This is a genomic window from Nocardioides sp. Arc9.136, from assembly GCF_030506255.1.
Lineage (GTDB): Bacteria > Actinomycetota > Actinomycetes > Propionibacteriales > Nocardioidaceae > Nocardioides.
In genome coordinates, this window is sequence record NZ_CP113431.1 from 2,892,230 (window position 1) to 2,907,437 (window position 15,208).

General features: G+C 70.7%; 20 protein-coding genes and 1 tRNA gene. 12 read left to right on the plus strand and 9 right to left on the minus strand.

The window, feature by feature from the left end; translation table 11 throughout:
* Positions 1–2,151 carry an acyltransferase family protein gene (locus OSR43_RS14020; RefSeq protein WP_302267228.1) on the minus strand — a complete coding sequence of 717 codons (2,151 nt, stop codon included), beginning with the start codon at positions 2,149–2,151 and terminating at the stop codon, positions 1–3.
* Positions 2,152–2,471: 320 nt separating this feature from the next.
* Here OSR43_RS14020 and OSR43_RS14025 point away from each other — a divergent pair, with 320 nt between their 5' ends.
* The 8 genes from OSR43_RS14025 to OSR43_RS14060 all read left to right on the plus strand — a co-directional run bounded on the left by OSR43_RS14025 (position 2,472) and on the right by OSR43_RS14060 (position 6,146).
* The gene (locus OSR43_RS14025; protein WP_302267229.1) at positions 2,472–2,774 is read left to right on the plus strand and encodes a hypothetical protein; all 303 of its coding nucleotides are present in this window, start codon (positions 2,472–2,474) and stop codon (positions 2,772–2,774) included.
* Positions 2,771–2,971 (plus strand): hypothetical protein, encoded by a 201-nt coding sequence (locus OSR43_RS14030; RefSeq protein WP_302267230.1) that lies wholly within the window; start codon positions 2,771–2,773, stop codon positions 2,969–2,971. Before OSR43_RS14025 ends, OSR43_RS14030 begins: the two co-directional genes overlap by 4 nt.
* A gap of 1 nt (position 2,972) precedes the next feature.
* Positions 2,973–3,263 carry a hypothetical protein gene (locus tag OSR43_RS14035; RefSeq protein ID WP_302267231.1) on the plus strand — a complete coding sequence of 97 codons (291 nt, stop codon included), beginning with the start codon at positions 2,973–2,975 and terminating at the stop codon, positions 3,261–3,263.
* Positions 3,264–3,344: 81 nt separating this feature from the next.
* Positions 3,345–4,061 carry an N-acetylmuramoyl-L-alanine amidase gene (locus tag OSR43_RS14040; RefSeq protein ID WP_302267232.1) on the plus strand — a complete coding sequence of 239 codons (717 nt, stop codon included), beginning with the start codon at positions 3,345–3,347 and terminating at the stop codon, positions 4,059–4,061.
* A complete protein-coding gene (locus OSR43_RS14045; protein ID WP_302267233.1) occupies positions 4,058–4,795 on the plus strand; it encodes a hypothetical protein in 738 nt (245 codons plus the stop codon). The genes OSR43_RS14040 and OSR43_RS14045 overlap by 4 nt, the downstream gene beginning before the upstream one ends.
* A complete protein-coding gene (locus OSR43_RS14050; protein WP_302267234.1) occupies positions 4,792–4,983 on the plus strand; it encodes a hypothetical protein in 192 nt (63 codons plus the stop codon). The genes OSR43_RS14045 and OSR43_RS14050 overlap by 4 nt, the downstream gene beginning before the upstream one ends.
* 403 nt (positions 4,984–5,386) lie before the next feature.
* Positions 5,387–5,617: a hypothetical protein gene (locus OSR43_RS14055; protein WP_302267235.1), complete on the plus strand. Its 231-nt coding sequence runs from the start codon at positions 5,387–5,389 to the stop codon at positions 5,615–5,617.
* A 226-nt stretch (positions 5,618–5,843) separates the two neighbouring features.
* The gene (locus OSR43_RS14060; protein WP_302267236.1) at positions 5,844–6,146 is read left to right on the plus strand and encodes a hypothetical protein; all 303 of its coding nucleotides are present in this window, start codon (positions 5,844–5,846) and stop codon (positions 6,144–6,146) included.
* Positions 6,147–6,329: 183 nt separating this feature from the next.
* On the opposite strand, the gene OSR43_RS14065 is transcribed toward OSR43_RS14060, so the two are convergent.
* The 3 genes from OSR43_RS14065 to OSR43_RS14075 form a co-directional block, all read right to left on the minus strand.
* Positions 6,330–6,596, minus strand: a complete 267-nt coding sequence (locus tag OSR43_RS14065) for a hypothetical protein (RefSeq protein ID WP_302267237.1) — start codon at positions 6,594–6,596, stop codon at positions 6,330–6,332.
* A gap of 54 nt (positions 6,597–6,650) precedes the next feature.
* Positions 6,651–7,112 carry a helix-turn-helix domain-containing protein gene (locus tag OSR43_RS14070; protein ID WP_302267238.1) on the minus strand — a complete coding sequence of 154 codons (462 nt, stop codon included), beginning with the start codon at positions 7,110–7,112 and terminating at the stop codon, positions 6,651–6,653.
* A 94-nt stretch (positions 7,113–7,206) separates the two neighbouring features.
* Entirely contained in the window at positions 7,207–7,404 is a 198-nt protein-coding gene (locus tag OSR43_RS14075; RefSeq protein ID WP_302267239.1) for a hypothetical protein, read from the minus strand.
* A gap of 102 nt (positions 7,405–7,506) precedes the next feature.
* Here OSR43_RS14075 and OSR43_RS14080 point away from each other — a divergent pair, with 102 nt between their 5' ends.
* The 3 genes from OSR43_RS14080 to OSR43_RS14090 are packed head-to-tail and all read left to right on the plus strand — an operon-like array spanning position 7,507 to position 8,247.
* A complete protein-coding gene (locus tag OSR43_RS14080) occupies positions 7,507–7,665 on the plus strand; it encodes a hypothetical protein (RefSeq protein WP_302267240.1) in 159 nt (52 codons plus the stop codon).
* 52 nt (positions 7,666–7,717) lie between these two features.
* Positions 7,718–8,008 (plus strand): DUF3263 domain-containing protein, encoded by a 291-nt coding sequence (locus OSR43_RS14085; protein ID WP_302267241.1) that lies wholly within the window; start codon positions 7,718–7,720, stop codon positions 8,006–8,008.
* Positions 8,005–8,247 carry a WhiB family transcriptional regulator gene (locus tag OSR43_RS14090; RefSeq protein WP_302267242.1) on the plus strand — a complete coding sequence of 81 codons (243 nt, stop codon included), beginning with the start codon at positions 8,005–8,007 and terminating at the stop codon, positions 8,245–8,247. Before OSR43_RS14085 ends, OSR43_RS14090 begins: the two co-directional genes overlap by 4 nt.
* A 4-nt stretch (positions 8,248–8,251) precedes the next feature.
* Here the strand turns inward: OSR43_RS14090 and OSR43_RS14095 are convergent, their stop codons facing one another.
* From OSR43_RS14095 to OSR43_RS14115, 5 genes are all read right to left on the minus strand, one after another.
* Positions 8,252–9,157: a tyrosine-type recombinase/integrase gene (locus OSR43_RS14095; RefSeq protein WP_302267243.1), complete on the minus strand. Its 906-nt coding sequence runs from the start codon at positions 9,155–9,157 to the stop codon at positions 8,252–8,254.
* An 88-nt stretch (positions 9,158–9,245) separates the two neighbouring features.
* Positions 9,246–9,320 (minus strand) — tRNA-Val (locus tag OSR43_RS14100).
* A 193-nt stretch (positions 9,321–9,513) separates the two neighbouring features.
* The gene (locus OSR43_RS14105; RefSeq protein ID WP_302267244.1) at positions 9,514–9,978 is read right to left on the minus strand and encodes a peroxiredoxin; all 465 of its coding nucleotides are present in this window, start codon (positions 9,976–9,978) and stop codon (positions 9,514–9,516) included.
* The gene (locus tag OSR43_RS14110; RefSeq protein WP_302267245.1) at positions 9,975–11,642 is read right to left on the minus strand and encodes an AMP-binding protein; all 1,668 of its coding nucleotides are present in this window, start codon (positions 11,640–11,642) and stop codon (positions 9,975–9,977) included. The genes OSR43_RS14105 and OSR43_RS14110 overlap by 4 nt, the downstream gene beginning before the upstream one ends.
* Positions 11,643–11,651: 9 nt before the next feature.
* Positions 11,652–12,029 carry a DUF3052 domain-containing protein gene (locus tag OSR43_RS14115; protein WP_302271682.1) on the minus strand — a complete coding sequence of 126 codons (378 nt, stop codon included), beginning with the start codon at positions 12,027–12,029 and terminating at the stop codon, positions 11,652–11,654.
* Between the two features lie 360 nt (positions 12,030–12,389).
* Between OSR43_RS14115 and aceE the strand changes: the two genes are divergently transcribed.
* Complete coding sequence (gene aceE / locus OSR43_RS14120) at positions 12,390–15,182, plus strand: pyruvate dehydrogenase (acetyl-transferring), homodimeric type (RefSeq protein WP_302267246.1); 2,793 nt, start codon at positions 12,390–12,392, stop codon at positions 15,180–15,182.
* Positions 15,183–15,208 lie beyond the last annotated feature (26 nt).

Here is a 15,208-nt window from a genome sequence, read left to right on the forward strand (position 1 = left end):
TCAGCGAGAAGGCAGTGCCCCCGAACGCCGCAGCCCCTCGAGAAGCGCCGGCTCGATGTGATGCACGTAGGTCGTCGTCGCGTGCACGCGGTCCCGCATCGTGACCATGTCCCCAACGAAGGCCGGGCAGAAGTCGGCTTCGCTGCAGAACCAGGGCTGGCTGTCGATCGCGGACGCGCCTGTCCCCTCCTCGGCGACGAATGTCAACGCTGCGCGGCTGTCCGCCCAGTCGTCGGGGACCGTCGTCGCACACGCAGCTGGGTTGCCCCCCGGCCGGTAGCAGGTGACAGGCTCGTGACCACCCGGTGGCGGCAGCAGCAGAGCGACGTGATCCACGTACCCGGTCAGGTCCTCAAGGATGGGCCGCAGCGCCAGGGCCTGGTCGCGCGGACTCTGGGGTTCGCCGTCACTCGCCCGCGGCAGCGTGACAGCCTGGTTCGTGACAATCAGCAGCTCGGGGCGCAACTTCTTGACCTCGGCTACGACGTCGGCCGTGTGTTCGGCACAGCCGGCTTCAAGCCGACTGTCGGCGTTGTCGTAGACAACCGGGCTGAAGGCGCACCCGTAGGTGCCAGCGAAGCGCATCCGCCAGCCGTCGAGGTCGTCCTGGACGATGGACTCGAAAGCCTCCCCGTAGACCATCGAGGTTGAATCCCCTGCGACCACGATGGTCCGCCGTGCGTCCGGGTCGCCGGCAAGGCACTCGTCGGTCGGGGCCATCTCGATCTGCCCGCACCGGGAGATGAGGGCGGACTCGCCGTTTGCCTCGAGCTCCTGCTCCATCGACGGTTGCAAGTCCGGCCACCTAGTCGCTGCGAGTGCTGCACCGATCTCGCGCTGCAGCCTCGCTGCCTGCGGCGGCAGTTCCTGCGCTACGGGCTCGTCCAGCGTCCGATTGATGACCTGGTACCGGTCTCGGATCTCGTCTTGATTGCCCGGCCACAGGGCCATTGCGGACAGGCCTAGGGCGACGACGGTGGTGGTTGCTGCAAGCACGTGTACCGGGGTCGAGAAGAACCCGTCGGCAGTCGAGTCGGCAGCTCGGGCTTGCTCCGGTGACTTCTTCGGGGCCAGCCAGTTGGACTCCAGCACAGGTCGCTCGATGAAGCCGTAGAGCGCCATCGAGAGCCCGAGAATGAGCAGGACGCAGGCGATGTTGTAGTACCAACCTGCGTCACCGAGCGACGGTGCGAGCAACACGATGACCGGGAAGTGCACCAGGTAGACCGAGTACGAGATGTCGCCGACGAACACCGCCGGCCGCGAGGTCAAGACTACGTTCCAGGCTCGGGCGTCCGGCGAAACGGCTGCGATCACCAGCGCTGCGCCGAGGCATGGCAGAAGTGCGCCGGGCGCTGGGAACGTGGTGGTGTCGGTGATGACGAAGAGCGAGACGCCGATCGCCACCATGCCCGTCCACGACATCGCGGTCAGCACGACGGCGTTGCCGCGCATATAGGGCACCACACACGCCATCAGCGCTCCGAGGCCCAGCTCCCACCCTCGGGTGACGGTGGAGAAGTAGGCGCCAGTCGGGTCGTCGGCGCTCTGCCCGAAGGCGACCCACAGCGAGGCTCCGACGAGGAGCGTCGACGCGGCCAGGACAACCACACGTCGCCGCTGCAAGGACGTCCGCGCTCCGGCTACCGCCGCGACGGCGAAGAGCGCCAGCGGCCAGACGACGTAGAACTGCTCTTCGACCGACAGCGACCAGTAGTGCTGCAGCGGCGACTCGCCCGCGCCGGCGAAGTAGTCAGTGCCAACCTCGGCGAAGTGCCAGTTCGCGAGGAACACGGCTGCCCACCACCCGTCCACGCCGACGTCATCGGCACGACTGCCGGTCAGGGCGATGTGGGCGAACACGATCGTCACGACGATTGTGACCAGCGCCGCCGGGAAGAGTCGCCTGATCCGCCGGCGGTAGAAGTCCGCGATGAAGCGATGGAGACCGACCCCGCTGCGGCCGAGATCGCGGATCAGCAGCCCGGTGATGAGGTAGCCGGAGATGACGAAGAAGACGTCGACTCCGACGAAGCCTCCCGAGGGCCAGTCCGTGAGGTGGTTGGCGACAACGGCCACAACGGCCACCATCCGCAGGCCCTGAATATCGAGGCGCTTGGAACCGTGGTCGCGGTGTCTGTGCGAGGCCATCTGCTGCCCGTCTCTTTGCCTACCGGTGTGCGGCGCGGACTTTACCCGCGCGAGCAACGGCCCGCTCCGTCCTCGCGTCACTCGGCCGGGATAGCGCTGATCGGATCCGGGCGCGGTGGCCCAGGGTTCCACCTAGCGCCCGGGCCACCGGCTGTCCCTGGCTCCTCCAGGATCAGGTGAATCAGGGACCCACCCGGGCTGGTGACCCGTGACGACACCCGCAGTACCCGCTCGCTGCCGGCCGATGCGCCAGCGCGAATCGTCTCGCGGCCCGGTGAGCCCCGGGTCTGAAGCCCTCAACCTGATGCCGGGAGGCCCTCGTGGACTGGTCTGTTGTGCTGCCTCAAGTAGGGGTCGGCTCGGGCTGGGCGCTCGTCGTCCTCTTCGTCACCGCGATCATGCGCGGCCAATTGGTGCCGCGGCGGACCCACGAGGACGCGATCCACGACCGCGACGAGTGGCGGGCCGAGTCGCGGCTCAAGGACGCGCAGATCGTCGAGAAGGACAAGCAGCTCAGTCACATGGGCGAGGTCGGCCGGAACGTGCTCGCGATCATGCAGGCCGTCCGGGCGAGCGTGGACTCTCAGCAGGGGTCGCAATCCGACGAGGACGTGACGCGATGAAGTGGTTCCGCCGACGCCGCACCCCCGACCGCGAGTCCGAGGCCACCCGGGCCCGGCAGCGCGCTCAGGCCGAGCTCGAGCGGGTACGCGCAGAGACCCCCGAGTACGAGGCCCTCAGCGACTCGCTGCGCAGCGAGATCCGCGAGAAGAACCACCTCACCGAGCTCTTCCTGAGCATCCACCACGGAAGGGGATGACGTGGCCGTCGCCCTGCTGTTCTCCTCGGCGTTCCTGCTGACCGCCGCCGTCATCTTCGCCGTCTGGTTCGGCTTCACCGAGCCCTGGTGGCGCCACCCCTTCGGGCAGTCCGTCATGGTCCTGACCCTCGGCATCATCGTGCTCTCCGGGCTCGGCCTGGTCCGCACGATCTTCGGCGCCGACTACCCGCTGCGTGACGAGCTCGTGCTCGTCGGCCGCTTCCTGGTCGCCATCGGCATCATCCAGCGCCTCGCCGTCCTCGGCCGCGCACAGCACGCCGACCGCCGCTGACCCCCTCACTCCGCGTCCGCCTCGCACGTCTCGTGTCCGGCGGCCCCTTCGTCCTGCCCGCACGACCACGAGGAGACCCCGATGACCTACCGCTACCTCACCCAGCTGGCCGGAGCCCTGCGCGCCGCCGACCTCAAGGTCGTCGAGGTGCCCGGCTGGAAGACCCGCGGCCGCCCCGCGTCGACCGGCGGCTTCGACCCCGTCGGCGTGCTCTGGCACCACACCGGCTCGAAAGACACCAACCCGAAGTCGATCGCCGACGACCGCGCCTACGCCGAGTGGCTCGCCGAGATCGGCCGCTCCGACCTGCCCGCCCCGCTGTGCCAGCTCTCGATCGGCCGCGACGGCACCGTCTACGTCTGCGCCGCCGGCCGCGGCAACCATGCCGGCACCGCCCGCGCCTCGGGCACCGTCGCAGGCGGCGACGGGAACCAGCTCTACGTCGGGGTCGAGTGCCAGAACACCGGCTCCGAGGGCTGGAGCGACGCACAGCGCGACGCCATGGTCACCACCGGCGCCGTGCTCGCCGAGCTGCTCCACACCAGCGCCCAGGCCCAGCGCGCGCACCGCGAGACCTCGGTGACCGGGAAGTGGGACCCGGGCCTGCTCGACATGGACGCCTTCCGCCGCGACGTCGCCGCGGAGCTCGTCACGAAGGAGCGGCCCGAGGAGCCGGACCCAGAGCCGACCCGCGTCGAGGAGATCCGCCAGCTGCTGCGCGAGGCCCTCAAGCACGCGAAGTCCGCGAAGCGCCGCCGTCGGCTCCAGGCCGCCCTCGACCGGCTGCCGAGCCGGTGAACCCCCGCGGCGTCGTCACCCGCCGCCGGGTGCTCGCCCGCCGGCGCGCGGCCGGCAAGCAGCGGCCCCGCCAGGCCAACGTCCTGACCGTCAACGCCGCCTCGGTCAGCGAGCGGCCGAACACCGTGCGCGAGATCGTCGACCGCACCCTCGAGGCCGCCGAGCGGCACAACGTCGTGCTGATCCGCATGTGCGAGGCCGGCGACGTCCGGGCCGCCTGGTTCGGCGAGGACTGGGACGTCTTCCACGACGAGACCGAGGACGTCCCCGGCGGAGGCCCCAGGGCCGGCACTCTGCTCGCCGCACAACGCGACCGCGCGACCCTGAGCAACGCCGAGCTCGTGCTGCTCACCTCCGGCGGGCACGGCATCCGCGACCGCTACGGCGCGGTCGCCTGCGTCACCGTCGACCCCGGCACCCCGTACCGCTGGTCGTGGCGCGACGTCGCGTTCCACGCGCCCCCGAAGCGCGCGTGGGTGCTGTGGCCCGGCTACATGCTCCGGCTCGCACAGCTCGCCGCCGACAACGGGGGCGGGGACAGCAACCGGCTGATCCGCACTGTCGCGCCTGCGCTGCCCGGCCGGCGCGTCCAGGCCCGCCACATCATGGCGACCTTCACCCGGCCGTGGATCCCCACCCGCCGCGTCCGACGCATCGCCGTCGGCTCCGACCACCCCGCCCTGCTCGACACCCTCTGGCCCGCCCCGCGGCCGCGACGCAAGGAGAACCGATGAACCAGTCCATCCTCAACCTCGCGCTCTACATTCTCGGCGCCGGCTTCCTGCTCTGTCTCGGTGGGATCATCTGGCTCGCCGCGGCCGAGCCCGCCCGCTCGATCCCCGACGTGCTCGTCGGCACCACCGGGCTGATCGGTGGCGCGATCGTGGGGGTGCTGGTACCGACCAAGACACCGCCTGCCTGACCGCCGCCTGCCTGACCGCCACCTCCCGGGCCGCCGCCCCGTCTCCGCTCACGCAGCGGGGGCGGGGCGGCTTCGCCATTCCGCGCCACGATCAGCGCGCGGCGCCTAATGTGCGCGCGTGGCACCCGATATTCCGTCGCGATGTACGCGCTGTGGACTCACTGTCGAGCAACCGGGCGGTATACGAGTCGAAAACTCGACAAACATCACCATCCATGGCGGGGGCGGTAACCCATGCCCTCGCTGCGGCGGACGAACTGAGTGGCTGCAGGGGACGTTCAACGTCCGCGACGGCGCCATCGAGATGCTCGCTGGTCCCCAGTGGAGCTGGGACATGGTGGAGGAACTACGGCTGACGCTTCGCCGGATTGTTGAGGAGTCCCCTGAAGACCCTCTATCACCAGTGGAAGCGCTGTCGTCGACCTTCGGGCAGCGCCTACGGGGCGTCACCGCAGGGTGGACGCGCGGCGACATCCTCGGACTCATCGGCGTGCTGCTCTGGGCAGTCGACTGGGCGGGGGTTCAACCATCCGACATTGCCGGTTGGCTCAGCGCGCTCCCGGAGCAGATTGCGTCGATCCTCGACGAAGCCGAGAAGAACGGCCCGCCAACGCCACCGCGGCCAGAGCGATGAGGGCGGAGACCGCCATACCGCGGGCCAAACCAGTCGTCGGCGCTGCGACCGCAAGCAGTGCGAACACGACCGCAAAAACGGCCCACCGCTGCTCGGCATTCACACACGCAGTCTAGTGGCGGCGCTCACCTCGCCGTCTACCCTCGGCCCATGCTCGCGACTCTGCTCATCCTGGCCGGCGCCGTCGGCGGCGGGCTGGTCGGCTACAGCCTTGGTGCCCGACGGCGTGGTTGAGTCCCGCCGCCGCATCGAGGGCGTCCAGCAGGTGCTGAACCAGGACTGGCCGCTGACCCGCGGCGACGGCACGAAGCACGCCGAGGGCATCCCCGATCAGCCGCCGCGGCCGGTACGCGCCCGGGTGGTGTTCGAGCACGACGGCGAGGAGTGGCTACAGGGCCGCGCGCAGCGGTGGACCCGGACCCACGTGTTCGTCGCGATCATGGACGCCCGGCTGCAGATCGGCGCGGTGTGGCTGCGTGTGGAGGACGTCCGGCGTCCCGAGGAACCGCCGCCCGAGACCCCCCGGTGACGAGCGGCGGCCGGGCGCGAGCCTAGGGCCCGACCGGGCGCCGACGTATGAGCCGACGCCCGGTGGACACTGCGACCGCAGAGCCGAGGTCGGACTGGGAGATACCAAGCAAGCCCACCCACCTCGAGCCGCGGGCCGCCGCTCCTCGCCCCGAGACCGAGCGAGCGGCGGCCCGCCTCTTGCTCACGTGCTCGTGCCCGGCGGGAAGCGGGGCTCCATCGGCAACAGGCACGCCTCCCGCACCCACTTCGTCACCGTCGACCACGGCAGCTCACCCCCACCGACCGCGAACGTCGTCAGGCCCTCCCACCGCGGCTCGCGGTGCCCCTCAACCTGCCGCCACTCCAGCAGAATCCCCGGCGCCACCGGGCCACGGAACGCCGTCGACTCGTCCACCCACACCGGCACCGGCCGGCTCACGTCCATCCGGTCACGGTTCGAGGCGCCCATGCTCGCGACCGTAGGACCTAGCGCCGACCCAGCGCAGCGCCGCCGCGACCACTCCTACTCGTGACCCCGGGCCGCTGCCGCACCGGCCGTGATGATGGCGTCGACCGCCGCACGCGGGACGGTCCAGCTGCGGCCGACCCGGGTCGCCGGCAGCGACTTGCCCGCGATGCGCTGCAGCACCGCCTGCCGACTGATGCCGAGGAGCGTCGCGGCCTCGCTGACCGACACCACCTCGGGGGTCGACTCCCACCCCTGGCGGGCGTCGTGCTCGGCGGTGGTCAGCACGGTGCAGGCGATCGGCTCGGCACCGAACGCGGAGCTCACGACCGCGAGCGCGGTGGTGGTCGCCTGGGCAAGGCTCTCCGCGGGCACCGTGATGGTCGCGGAGAGGAAGCCGCGGGGGCTGGTGCCGATGGCAGCGTGGTAGGTCGCGAGCTGCTCGAGGAGCTCGTCGACGCGGTCGCCGGCGAGCTCCTCGCGCCGGTTGACGTCGATGGTTGCGGTGTAGAAGTCCATGGTCCGGTCCTCGGTCTCTTCGTCGTTGTCGTGCCAGACTCGGGGTCCGAGGACCGGGGCGATATCCGCGCCCCGGTCCTCTTCCGCGTTCGGCCTAGGGCGGCCAGCGGAACCCTGCACGCCGGGCTGCGGCGATGCCGTTCTTCAGCCCGCGCCAGTCGCTGGGGGTGCCAGCGAAGGCGCAGACGAAGCGGCCGTCGCGGTAGACCACGATGTGCATCTTCTTCGTCGTCCTGACCTCGAAGCCCTGCTGCTCGAGTGCCTTGACGACCTTCTTCATGTCCTTGTCCATGTTCACCTCCTTCGGTCCGTTTGACAAGTCAATCGTACCACGCACCTTGTCGAACGACAAGGATGGGAGGTGAGGTCGGTATGGCCGGTTACGGTTCGGCCCGTGAAGATCCTCGCCGCGCACCGACCCGCCAACGACACCACCGCCGAGGCGCAGCGCTTCACCATCGAGGTCCCGGAGTACGACGACGCCGCCATGGATCAGGTCCGCGCGAGGATCCCCGAGGGGCACCTCCTCCTGCACGTGCAGACCGCGGACTGACCCCGGCCCGCAGCTCGCCGGACTGTCGGTGGTCGTACCCAAGATTGGGTACGTGACCGCACCCGATCAGCCGGCGACGACGGCCGGCATCACCCATGAGGACCGCATGATGCTCGACTTCGAGCACTCCTGGTGGAAGTACGCCGGCGCCAAGGAGACCGCCATCCGCGAGCAGTTCGCGCTGACCTCCACGACCTACTACCGCCGCCTCAACTGGGTCATCGACCAGCCCGAGGCGCTCGAGCACGACGCGCTCCTCGTCAGGCGCCTCCGCCGGCTCCGCACCGCCCGCCAGGAGCAGCGGTCCGCACGGCGCCTCGGCTTCGACGAGGACCTCGGGTGACCAGCATCCGGGAGTGGTTCGTCCTCCGCGCGCTCGACCCCGACCACGAGTGGGAGCTCCGCGCCGCGTGCGCAGACACCCCGGACCTCCTTGACACCTTCACCCACCCTGGGCGCCAGCCTCGCGACGCCGAGGCCCTGGCGGTCTGCGGCCGCTGCACCGTGCTGCCGCAGTGCCAGGCCGCCGCCGTCGAGCGCGGCGACACCTTCGGCATCCGCGGCGGCCGCCGCCTCGGCTGACCTCTCAGAGGTTGTCCATCGGCGACCGGCCCTTGTAGGCCTCCCGCGCCCGCTCGGCCCGGGTCTTCGCGGCGTACCGCGTGAGCATCTGCCGCGACCGCCAGCCGGCCAGCTCCATCAGGTCACCCTCTGACCCGCCGGCGCGGAGCCAGGCATCGGCGAACCCGTGCCGAAACATGTGCGCGTGCAGCCCCGGGATCCCGGCTTGTTTCCCACGCCTCCGGAGCATCTGCTGGATGCCGTTCGAGGTCAGGGCGCGCCCGTCCTTGCCAGAGAGCCACAGCCAGGGCCCGTCGGCGTACGGCTGACGACCGCGAACCCTCAGGTACCGGTCGACCGACCGCGCGGTCCGCGACCCGAACGACACCATCCGCTCGCGGCGACCCTTTCCAGTGACCAGCAGCGTGCGCTCGCGGAGGTCGAGGTGCTCGAGGTGCGCGGTAGCCAGCTCGGAGAGTCGGGCGCCGGTGTCGGCGTACATGAGAATCAGCGCCTGGTCGCGGCGGTCGACCAGCAGCGGACCCTCGCAGGCGGCGATGACGTCCTTGAGCTGGTCGGGCGTGAGAAACTCGACGAGCTTCTCGGGCAGCGCCGGCGCCTTCACCAGCGCCATCGGGTTGACGGTCGTCTCCCCCTCCTCGAGGCACCACGCGAAGAAGTGACGCAGCCCGTTCCAACGGGTGCGGGCGGTCGAGGCGGACCGGGTCTCAATGAGCTCGGCGAGCCAGGTGCGGCACGTCGAGGTGTCGATCTGGTCGGGCGCGGTGGGCCGGTTGGTGTCGACGAGCCAGCGTCCGAACAGGGTCATGGACTCGAGGTAGTTGCCGATGGTGCGCGGCGACTTGTTCTCGGCCTCGAGGGCGAGCGTCCAGGAGGCGACGAGCGCGTCGAGCGCGGCGGTGCTGGTCATGGTGGGTGACTCCGATAGGTGGTGTCCGAACGCTGTGCGTTCGTCACTATGTTCGAAGCCGCCGACATTCCCGCTGGTCAGACGCGGATGGTGGGCGCAGAGGGGATCGAACCCCCGACCACCTCGTTGTAAGCGAGGTGCTCTACCGCTGAGCTATACGCCCGTGCCCGCTCGGGCGGCCACAGACTAGACGGTGGCGGTCGGCCGCGTGAAAAGGGCCGTAAATGGAAGTTGAACCGCTGGCGTCTCGGGTCACCAGCGGTTCAACGAGAAGAACTCTACGCGTCCGCGACGAGCCCCGTCCGCGGATCGCGGCAAAATCGGGACGGCGGTCTAGACGGCGACCGCGGCCCCGGTCAGGCGTGCGCGGAGAGCTGGCGCAGGTGCTCGTCGAGGTCGCGGCCCTCGGACGTCGGGTTGTGGACGGCCCACCGCAGGACGCCCTGCCGGTCGACGACGTACGACGAGCGCCGGGGCGCACCGGTCGCCTCGTTGAGGACGTCGTAGGAGCGCGACACCTCCCCGTGCGGCCAGAAGTCGGAGAGCAGCGGGAAGTTCAGCCCGTCGCTGTCGGCGAACGCCCGGAGCGCGTAGAGCGGGTCGCAGGAGATCGCCAGCACCTCGGTGTCGAAGGTCAGGAACTCGGCCAGCCGGTCGCGCACCCCGGTCAGCTCCCCGGTGCACACCCCGGAGAAGGCGTAGGGGAAGAACAGGATCGCGACCGCCTTGGTGCCGCGGTACGACGAGAGGGTGACGTCCTGGCCGAACTGGTCGCGCAGCGTGAAGTCGGGCGCCTCGCACCCGAGCGCGAGTCCGCTCACCCGGCGGCCTCCGTGCTGGCGTCCTGGCCGGGCCCCGGGTGGTCCTTCAGCTCACGCTTGAGGACTTTGCCGGTGGCGTTGCGGGGCAGCTCGTCGATGAGCACGATCTCCTTCGGGACCTTGTAGCGCGCGAGGTTCGCCTTCACCCAGTCCTTGAGCGTGTCCTCGTCGGCCGCAGCGCCGTCGCGCAGCACCACGAACGCCCGCAGCCGCTTGCCGTAGTCGGGGTCGTCCACCCCGATCGCCGCGACGTCGACCACGGCCTCGTGGCGGGCCAGGCAGTCCTCGACCTCCTTGGGGAAGACGTTCTCCCCGCCGGAGACGATCATCTCGTCGTCGCGCCCCTCCACGTAGAGGCGGCCGTCCTCCCCGAACCGGCCGACGTCGCCGGTGGCCATCAGCCCGTCGAGGACGTCCTTGCCGCCCCCGCCGGTGTAGCCCTCGAAGAGCAGGCTGTTGCCGACGAAGATCCGGCCCGAGGCGCCCGCGGGCGCCTCCTTGCCCTGCTCGTCGTAGATGCGGACGGTCGTGGCCCACGGCGGCCGGCCGGCGGAGTCGGGGGCCTCGCGCAGGTCCACCGGCGTCGCGATCGAGGCGTAGGCGACCTCGGTCGAGCCGTAGATGTTGTAGAGGTGGTCGCCGAAGTGGTCCATCCAGGTGACCGCCAGGTCACCGGGCAGCGCCGAGCCGGAGGACGCGACCACCTTGACGGTGTCGAGGGAGTACCGCTGCAGCACCTGCTCCTCCAGGCCGAGGATCCGCTGCAGGAACACCGGGATCACCACCAGCGAGTCGCAGCGCTCCTCCTCGACGGTGCGCAGGCAGTCCTCGGGGTCGAAGCGGCGGCGCAGCACGACCGTGGAGCCCAGCAGCATCGACAGCGCCATGTGCGCGAAGCCCCACGTGTGGAAGAGCGGCGCGGCGATGTGGGTGCGCCAGCCGTGCCGCAGCGGCATCCGCGACAGCAGTGAGATCGCGGCGTCGATGCCGGCCTCGCTGCGCGGGGCGCCCTTCGGCGTGCCGGTCGTGCCCGAGGTCAGGATGATCGTGCGGCCGTGCCGGTCGGGCGGGTCGAGGTCGCCGTCGTCCTCGGCAGCGATGAGCTGCTCGAGGGTGGCGACGCCCCCGGTGGCGTCTTCACCGTCGCCGTCGCCGTCGACCCAGGCCAGCACCCGCTCCTCGACGTCGACCGCGGCCAGCAGGTCGGTGAACTCCTCGTCGTGGACCACGACGGTCGGCTGCTCGCGCTCCAGCACGTCGACCAGCTGCGGCCCGGCGAAGGCGGTGTTGAGGTAGAGCACGTCGGCGCCGAGCTTGGCCACGGCGATGCTCGCGTCGATGAAACCGCGGTGGTTGCGGCACATCACCGCGACCCCGTCGCCCTCGCCGACGCCACGGGCACGCAGTGCGCGCGCCAGTGCGTTCGAGCGGCGGTGCAGCTCGCCGAAGGTCAGCTCGCCGAGCTCGTCGACGAGGCCCACCCGGTCGGGGTAGCGCACGGCCAGGCTGGCGAAGCCGCCCGCGGGGCCGGTCCCCCAGTCCTTGACCGTCCTGGCCAGGCGCGCCAGCACGGCCGGCGGGTAGGGCCGGATGATGCCCGAGGACGCGAGCACCTTGGCACCGGTGCCCGCGGTCGCCGCGCGGCCGAGGAGGGTCTGCAGCACGGGGCGAACCTACGCGGGGGTCTTGGGTGCCACCAGGCGGGTCGCCGCCCAGTCCTTGCTCACCGCGGCGGTCGTCGTCTGGGAGAGCCCGGCGATCGGTGCGGCTTCCGCGATGGTGGCGGCGTCGACGGAGTTCGGGCGGCCGACCTTCGGGGTCAGCAGCCAGATGGCGCCGCCGCCGACGAGGTCGGTCAGCGCGTCGACGAGGCCGTCGACCAGGTCGCCGTCCTCCTGGCGCCACCACAGCAGGACCGCGTCCACGACGTTGCCGTAGTCACCGTCGACCATGTCGGCGTCGATGGTGTCCTCGATGGAGACGCGCAGGTCGTCGTCGGTGTCGTTGTCCCACCCGAGCTCTTGGACGACCATGCCCTTGGTGAACCCCAGTCGCTCCGCAGGTCCGGTGTCGGGTTGGTCGGCGCCTGCGGCGCCGGTCCGGGTGGTCCCCCCACCCTCGGTCGAGCTCAACGTGGTCCTCCAGACGCGATCGGTACGCCCGCGCTCCGCGGGCGATGGGGAGTAGTCCAGCGGAGACCGCGCCGAGGCGCAAGCCGTCCCGACCTGCGGGAACGTCGCGCGCCGCCCCGATCGCCGGCCCGATCGGCGCCCACCGGCCCCGTCGACGTCGGCGTCGGGGCCGGCCGAGGGCCGACCGGCGACCGACGAGCGGTCGCCCCCGCCCTCCGTGGCCGCCTGGCTACCGACGGGTAAATTCCGTCCCTCGCACCCGCGTGCAACGATGACGAGGTGACCGGAGAACCACCCACCAGCTCAGGCACGCGCAAGGGCTCGACCCCCTCGGTGATCCACGAGGGCCTGCCGACCCAGCTGCCCGACATCGACCCGGACGAGACCAACGACTGGCTCGACTCCTTCGACTCCCTCGTGGACGAGCGCGGACGCGAGCGCGCGCGCTACGTCATGCTCCGCCTGCTCGAGCGGGCGCGCGAGATGCAGGTCGGCGTCCCCGCCCTGCGGAGCACCGACTACATCAACACCATCCCGCCCGAGCGGGAGCCGTGGTTCCCCGGTGACGAGGAGGCGGAGCGTCGGATCCGCGCGTTCATCCGCTGGAACGCCGCCGTCATGGTGTCCAGCGCGAACCGCAAGGGCCTCGAGGTCGGCGGCCACATCGCGACGTACCAGTCCTCGGCCAGCCTCTACGAGGTCGGCTTCAACCACTTCTTCCGCGGCAAGGACCACCCCGGCGGCGGCGACCAGGTCTACATCCAGGGCCACGCCTCCCCGGGTGTCTACTCCCGCGCGTTCCTCGAGGGTCGCCTGAACGAGGAGCAGCTCTACCGGTTCCGCCAGGAGGTCCAGCACGGGCCCGGCGCCGGGCTGCCGTCCTACCCCCACCCCCGGCTGATGTCGGACTTCTGGGAGTTCCCGACGGTCTCCATGGGCCTGACCGGCATCAACTCCATCTACCAGGCGCGGTTCAACCGCTACCTGCAGAACCGCGGCATCAAGGACACCAGCCAGCAGCACGTCTGGGCGTTCCTCGGTGACGGCGAGATGGCCGAGCCCGAGTCGCTCGGCGCGATCCGGGTCGCGGCACGCGAGGAGCTCGACAACCTCACCTGGGTGATCAACTGCAACCTGCAGCAGCTCGACGGCCCGGTCACGGGCAACGGGAAGATCATCCAGGAGCTCGAGGCCAACTTCCGTGGCGCCGGCTGGAACGTCATCAAGGTCGTCTGGGGTCGCGAGTGGGACCCGCTGCTGGCCCGCGACGTGGACGGCGTGCTCGTCAACAAGATGAACACCACGCCGGACGGCGCGTTCCAGACCTACTCGGTCGAGGACGGCGCCTACGTGCGCGAGAGCTTCTTCGGTGGCGACCCGCGCCTGCGGGCGATGGTCGAGCACATGAGCGACCAGCAGATCCAGAAGCTGCCGCGCGGTGGCCACGACTACCGCAAGGTGTACGCCGCGTTCGACTCGGCCACCAAGCACGTCGGCCAGCCGACCGTGATCCTCGCCAAGACGATCAAGGGCTGGACGATCGACGCGCTGGAGGGCAAGAACGCCACCCACCAGATGAAGAAGCTGACCCCGGCCGACCTCAAGCGGTTCCGGGACCGGCTCTACCTGCCCATCTCCGACCGCGACCTCGAGCGGGCCTACGAGGAGACCGGCACCGCGCCGTTCTTCCACCCCGGCGCGGACTCCCCCGAGATCGAGTACATGCTCGAGCGTCGTCGCCAGCTCGGCGGCTCGCTGCCCAAGCGCGTCGTGCGGGCCAAGCCGCTCACGCTGCCGGGTGACAAGGCCTACGCCGAGCTCAAGCAGGGCTCGGGCAAGAACTCCGTCGCCACCACGATGGCGGTCGTCCGTCTGCTCAAGGACTGGATGAAGGACACCGAGATCGGCAAGCGCATCGTGCCGATCGCCCCGGACGAGTACCGCACGTTCGGCATGGACGCGATGTTCCCGAGCGCGAAGGTCTACAACCCCTCCGGCCAGCAGTACGAGTCGGTCGACCGGAACATGTTGCTCTCCTACAAGGAGTCGACCCAGGGCCAGATGCTCCACGAGGGCATCTCCGAGGCCGGCGCGATGGCCTCGGCGACCGCCGCCGGCTCGGCGTACTCCACGCACGGCGAGCCGATGATCCCGTTCTACATCTTCTACTCGATGTTCGGGTTCCAGCGGACCGGCGACTCGATCTGGGCCATGGCCGACCAGCTCTCCCGGGGCTTCCTGGTCGGCGCCACCGCCGGTCGCACCACGCTGACCGGCGAGGGCCTGCAGCACGCCGACGGGCACTCCCCGCTGCTCGCGGTGACCAACCCGGCGGTCGTGCACTACGACCCGGCCTACGCCTACGAGGTCGCGCACATCATGCGCTCCGGCCTCGAGCGGATGTACGGCACCGGCGGGCCCGAGGGCAACGGCGAGAACGTCATCTTCTACCTGACGGTCTACAACGAGCCGGTGCCGCAGCCCAAGGAGCCCGAGGACGTCGACGTCGAGGGCATCCTGCGCGGCATGCACCAGGTCTCGCGCGCCGAGGGCGAGGGCCCGCGGGTCACGCTGATGGGCTCGGGCGTCGGCATGCCGTGGATCCAGGACGCGAAGCGGATGCTCGCCGAGGAGTGGGGCGTCCAGGCCGACACCTGGTCGGTCACCTCGTGGAACGAGCTGGCCCGCGACGCCGTCGCCGCCGAGGAGTGGAACCTGCTGCACCCCGGCGAGGAGGCGCGCAGCTCCTACGTCGAGGAGCGGCTGGTCGACGTCGAGGGGCCCGTCGTCGCGGTCTCGGACTTCATGCGGGCCGTGCCCCTGCAGATCGCCCGCTGGGTGCCCGGTGACTACCGGGTGCTGGGTGCCGACGGGTTCGGCTTCGCCGACACCCGCCCGGCCGCCCGACGGTACTTCCACATCGACGCCCAGTCCGTCGTCGTGCAGGCCCTCCAGGCCCTCGCCGACGCCGGGCAGGTCGACCGCTCCCAGGTCGAGAAGGCGTTCGCGACGTACCGGATCGACGACCCCACCGCCGTCGCCGGCGTGAAGCAGGAAGGCGGAGACGCCTGAGGGACGAGGGCGTCAGCCTCGACGCG

Excerpts from the sequence above, each read along its gene's own strand:
- OSR43_RS14040 (WP_302267232.1), top strand. The coding sequence starts at position 3,345 with ATGACCTACCGCTACCTCACCCAGCTGGCCGGAGCCCTGCGCGCCGCC.
- OSR43_RS14030 (WP_302267230.1), top strand. The coding sequence starts at position 2,771 with ATGAAGTGGTTCCGCCGACGCCGCACCCCCGACCGCGAGTCCGAGGCC.
- OSR43_RS14070 (WP_302267238.1), bottom strand. The coding sequence starts at position 7,112 with ATGGACTTCTACACCGCAACCATCGACGTCAACCGGCGCGAGGAGCTC.
- OSR43_RS14050 (WP_302267234.1), top strand. The coding sequence starts at position 4,792 with ATGAACCAGTCCATCCTCAACCTCGCGCTCTACATTCTCGGCGCCGGC.
- OSR43_RS14095 (WP_302267243.1), bottom strand. The coding sequence starts at position 9,157 with ATGACCAGCACCGCCGCGCTCGACGCGCTCGTCGCCTCCTGGACGCTC.
- OSR43_RS14020 (WP_302267228.1), bottom strand. The coding sequence starts at position 2,151 with ATGGCCTCGCACAGACACCGCGACCACGGTTCCAAGCGCCTCGATATT.
- OSR43_RS14065 (WP_302267237.1), bottom strand. The coding sequence starts at position 6,596 with ATGGGCGCCTCGAACCGTGACCGGATGGACGTGAGCCGGCCGGTGCCG.
- OSR43_RS14075 (WP_302267239.1), bottom strand. The coding sequence starts at position 7,404 with ATGGACAAGGACATGAAGAAGGTCGTCAAGGCACTCGAGCAGCAGGGC.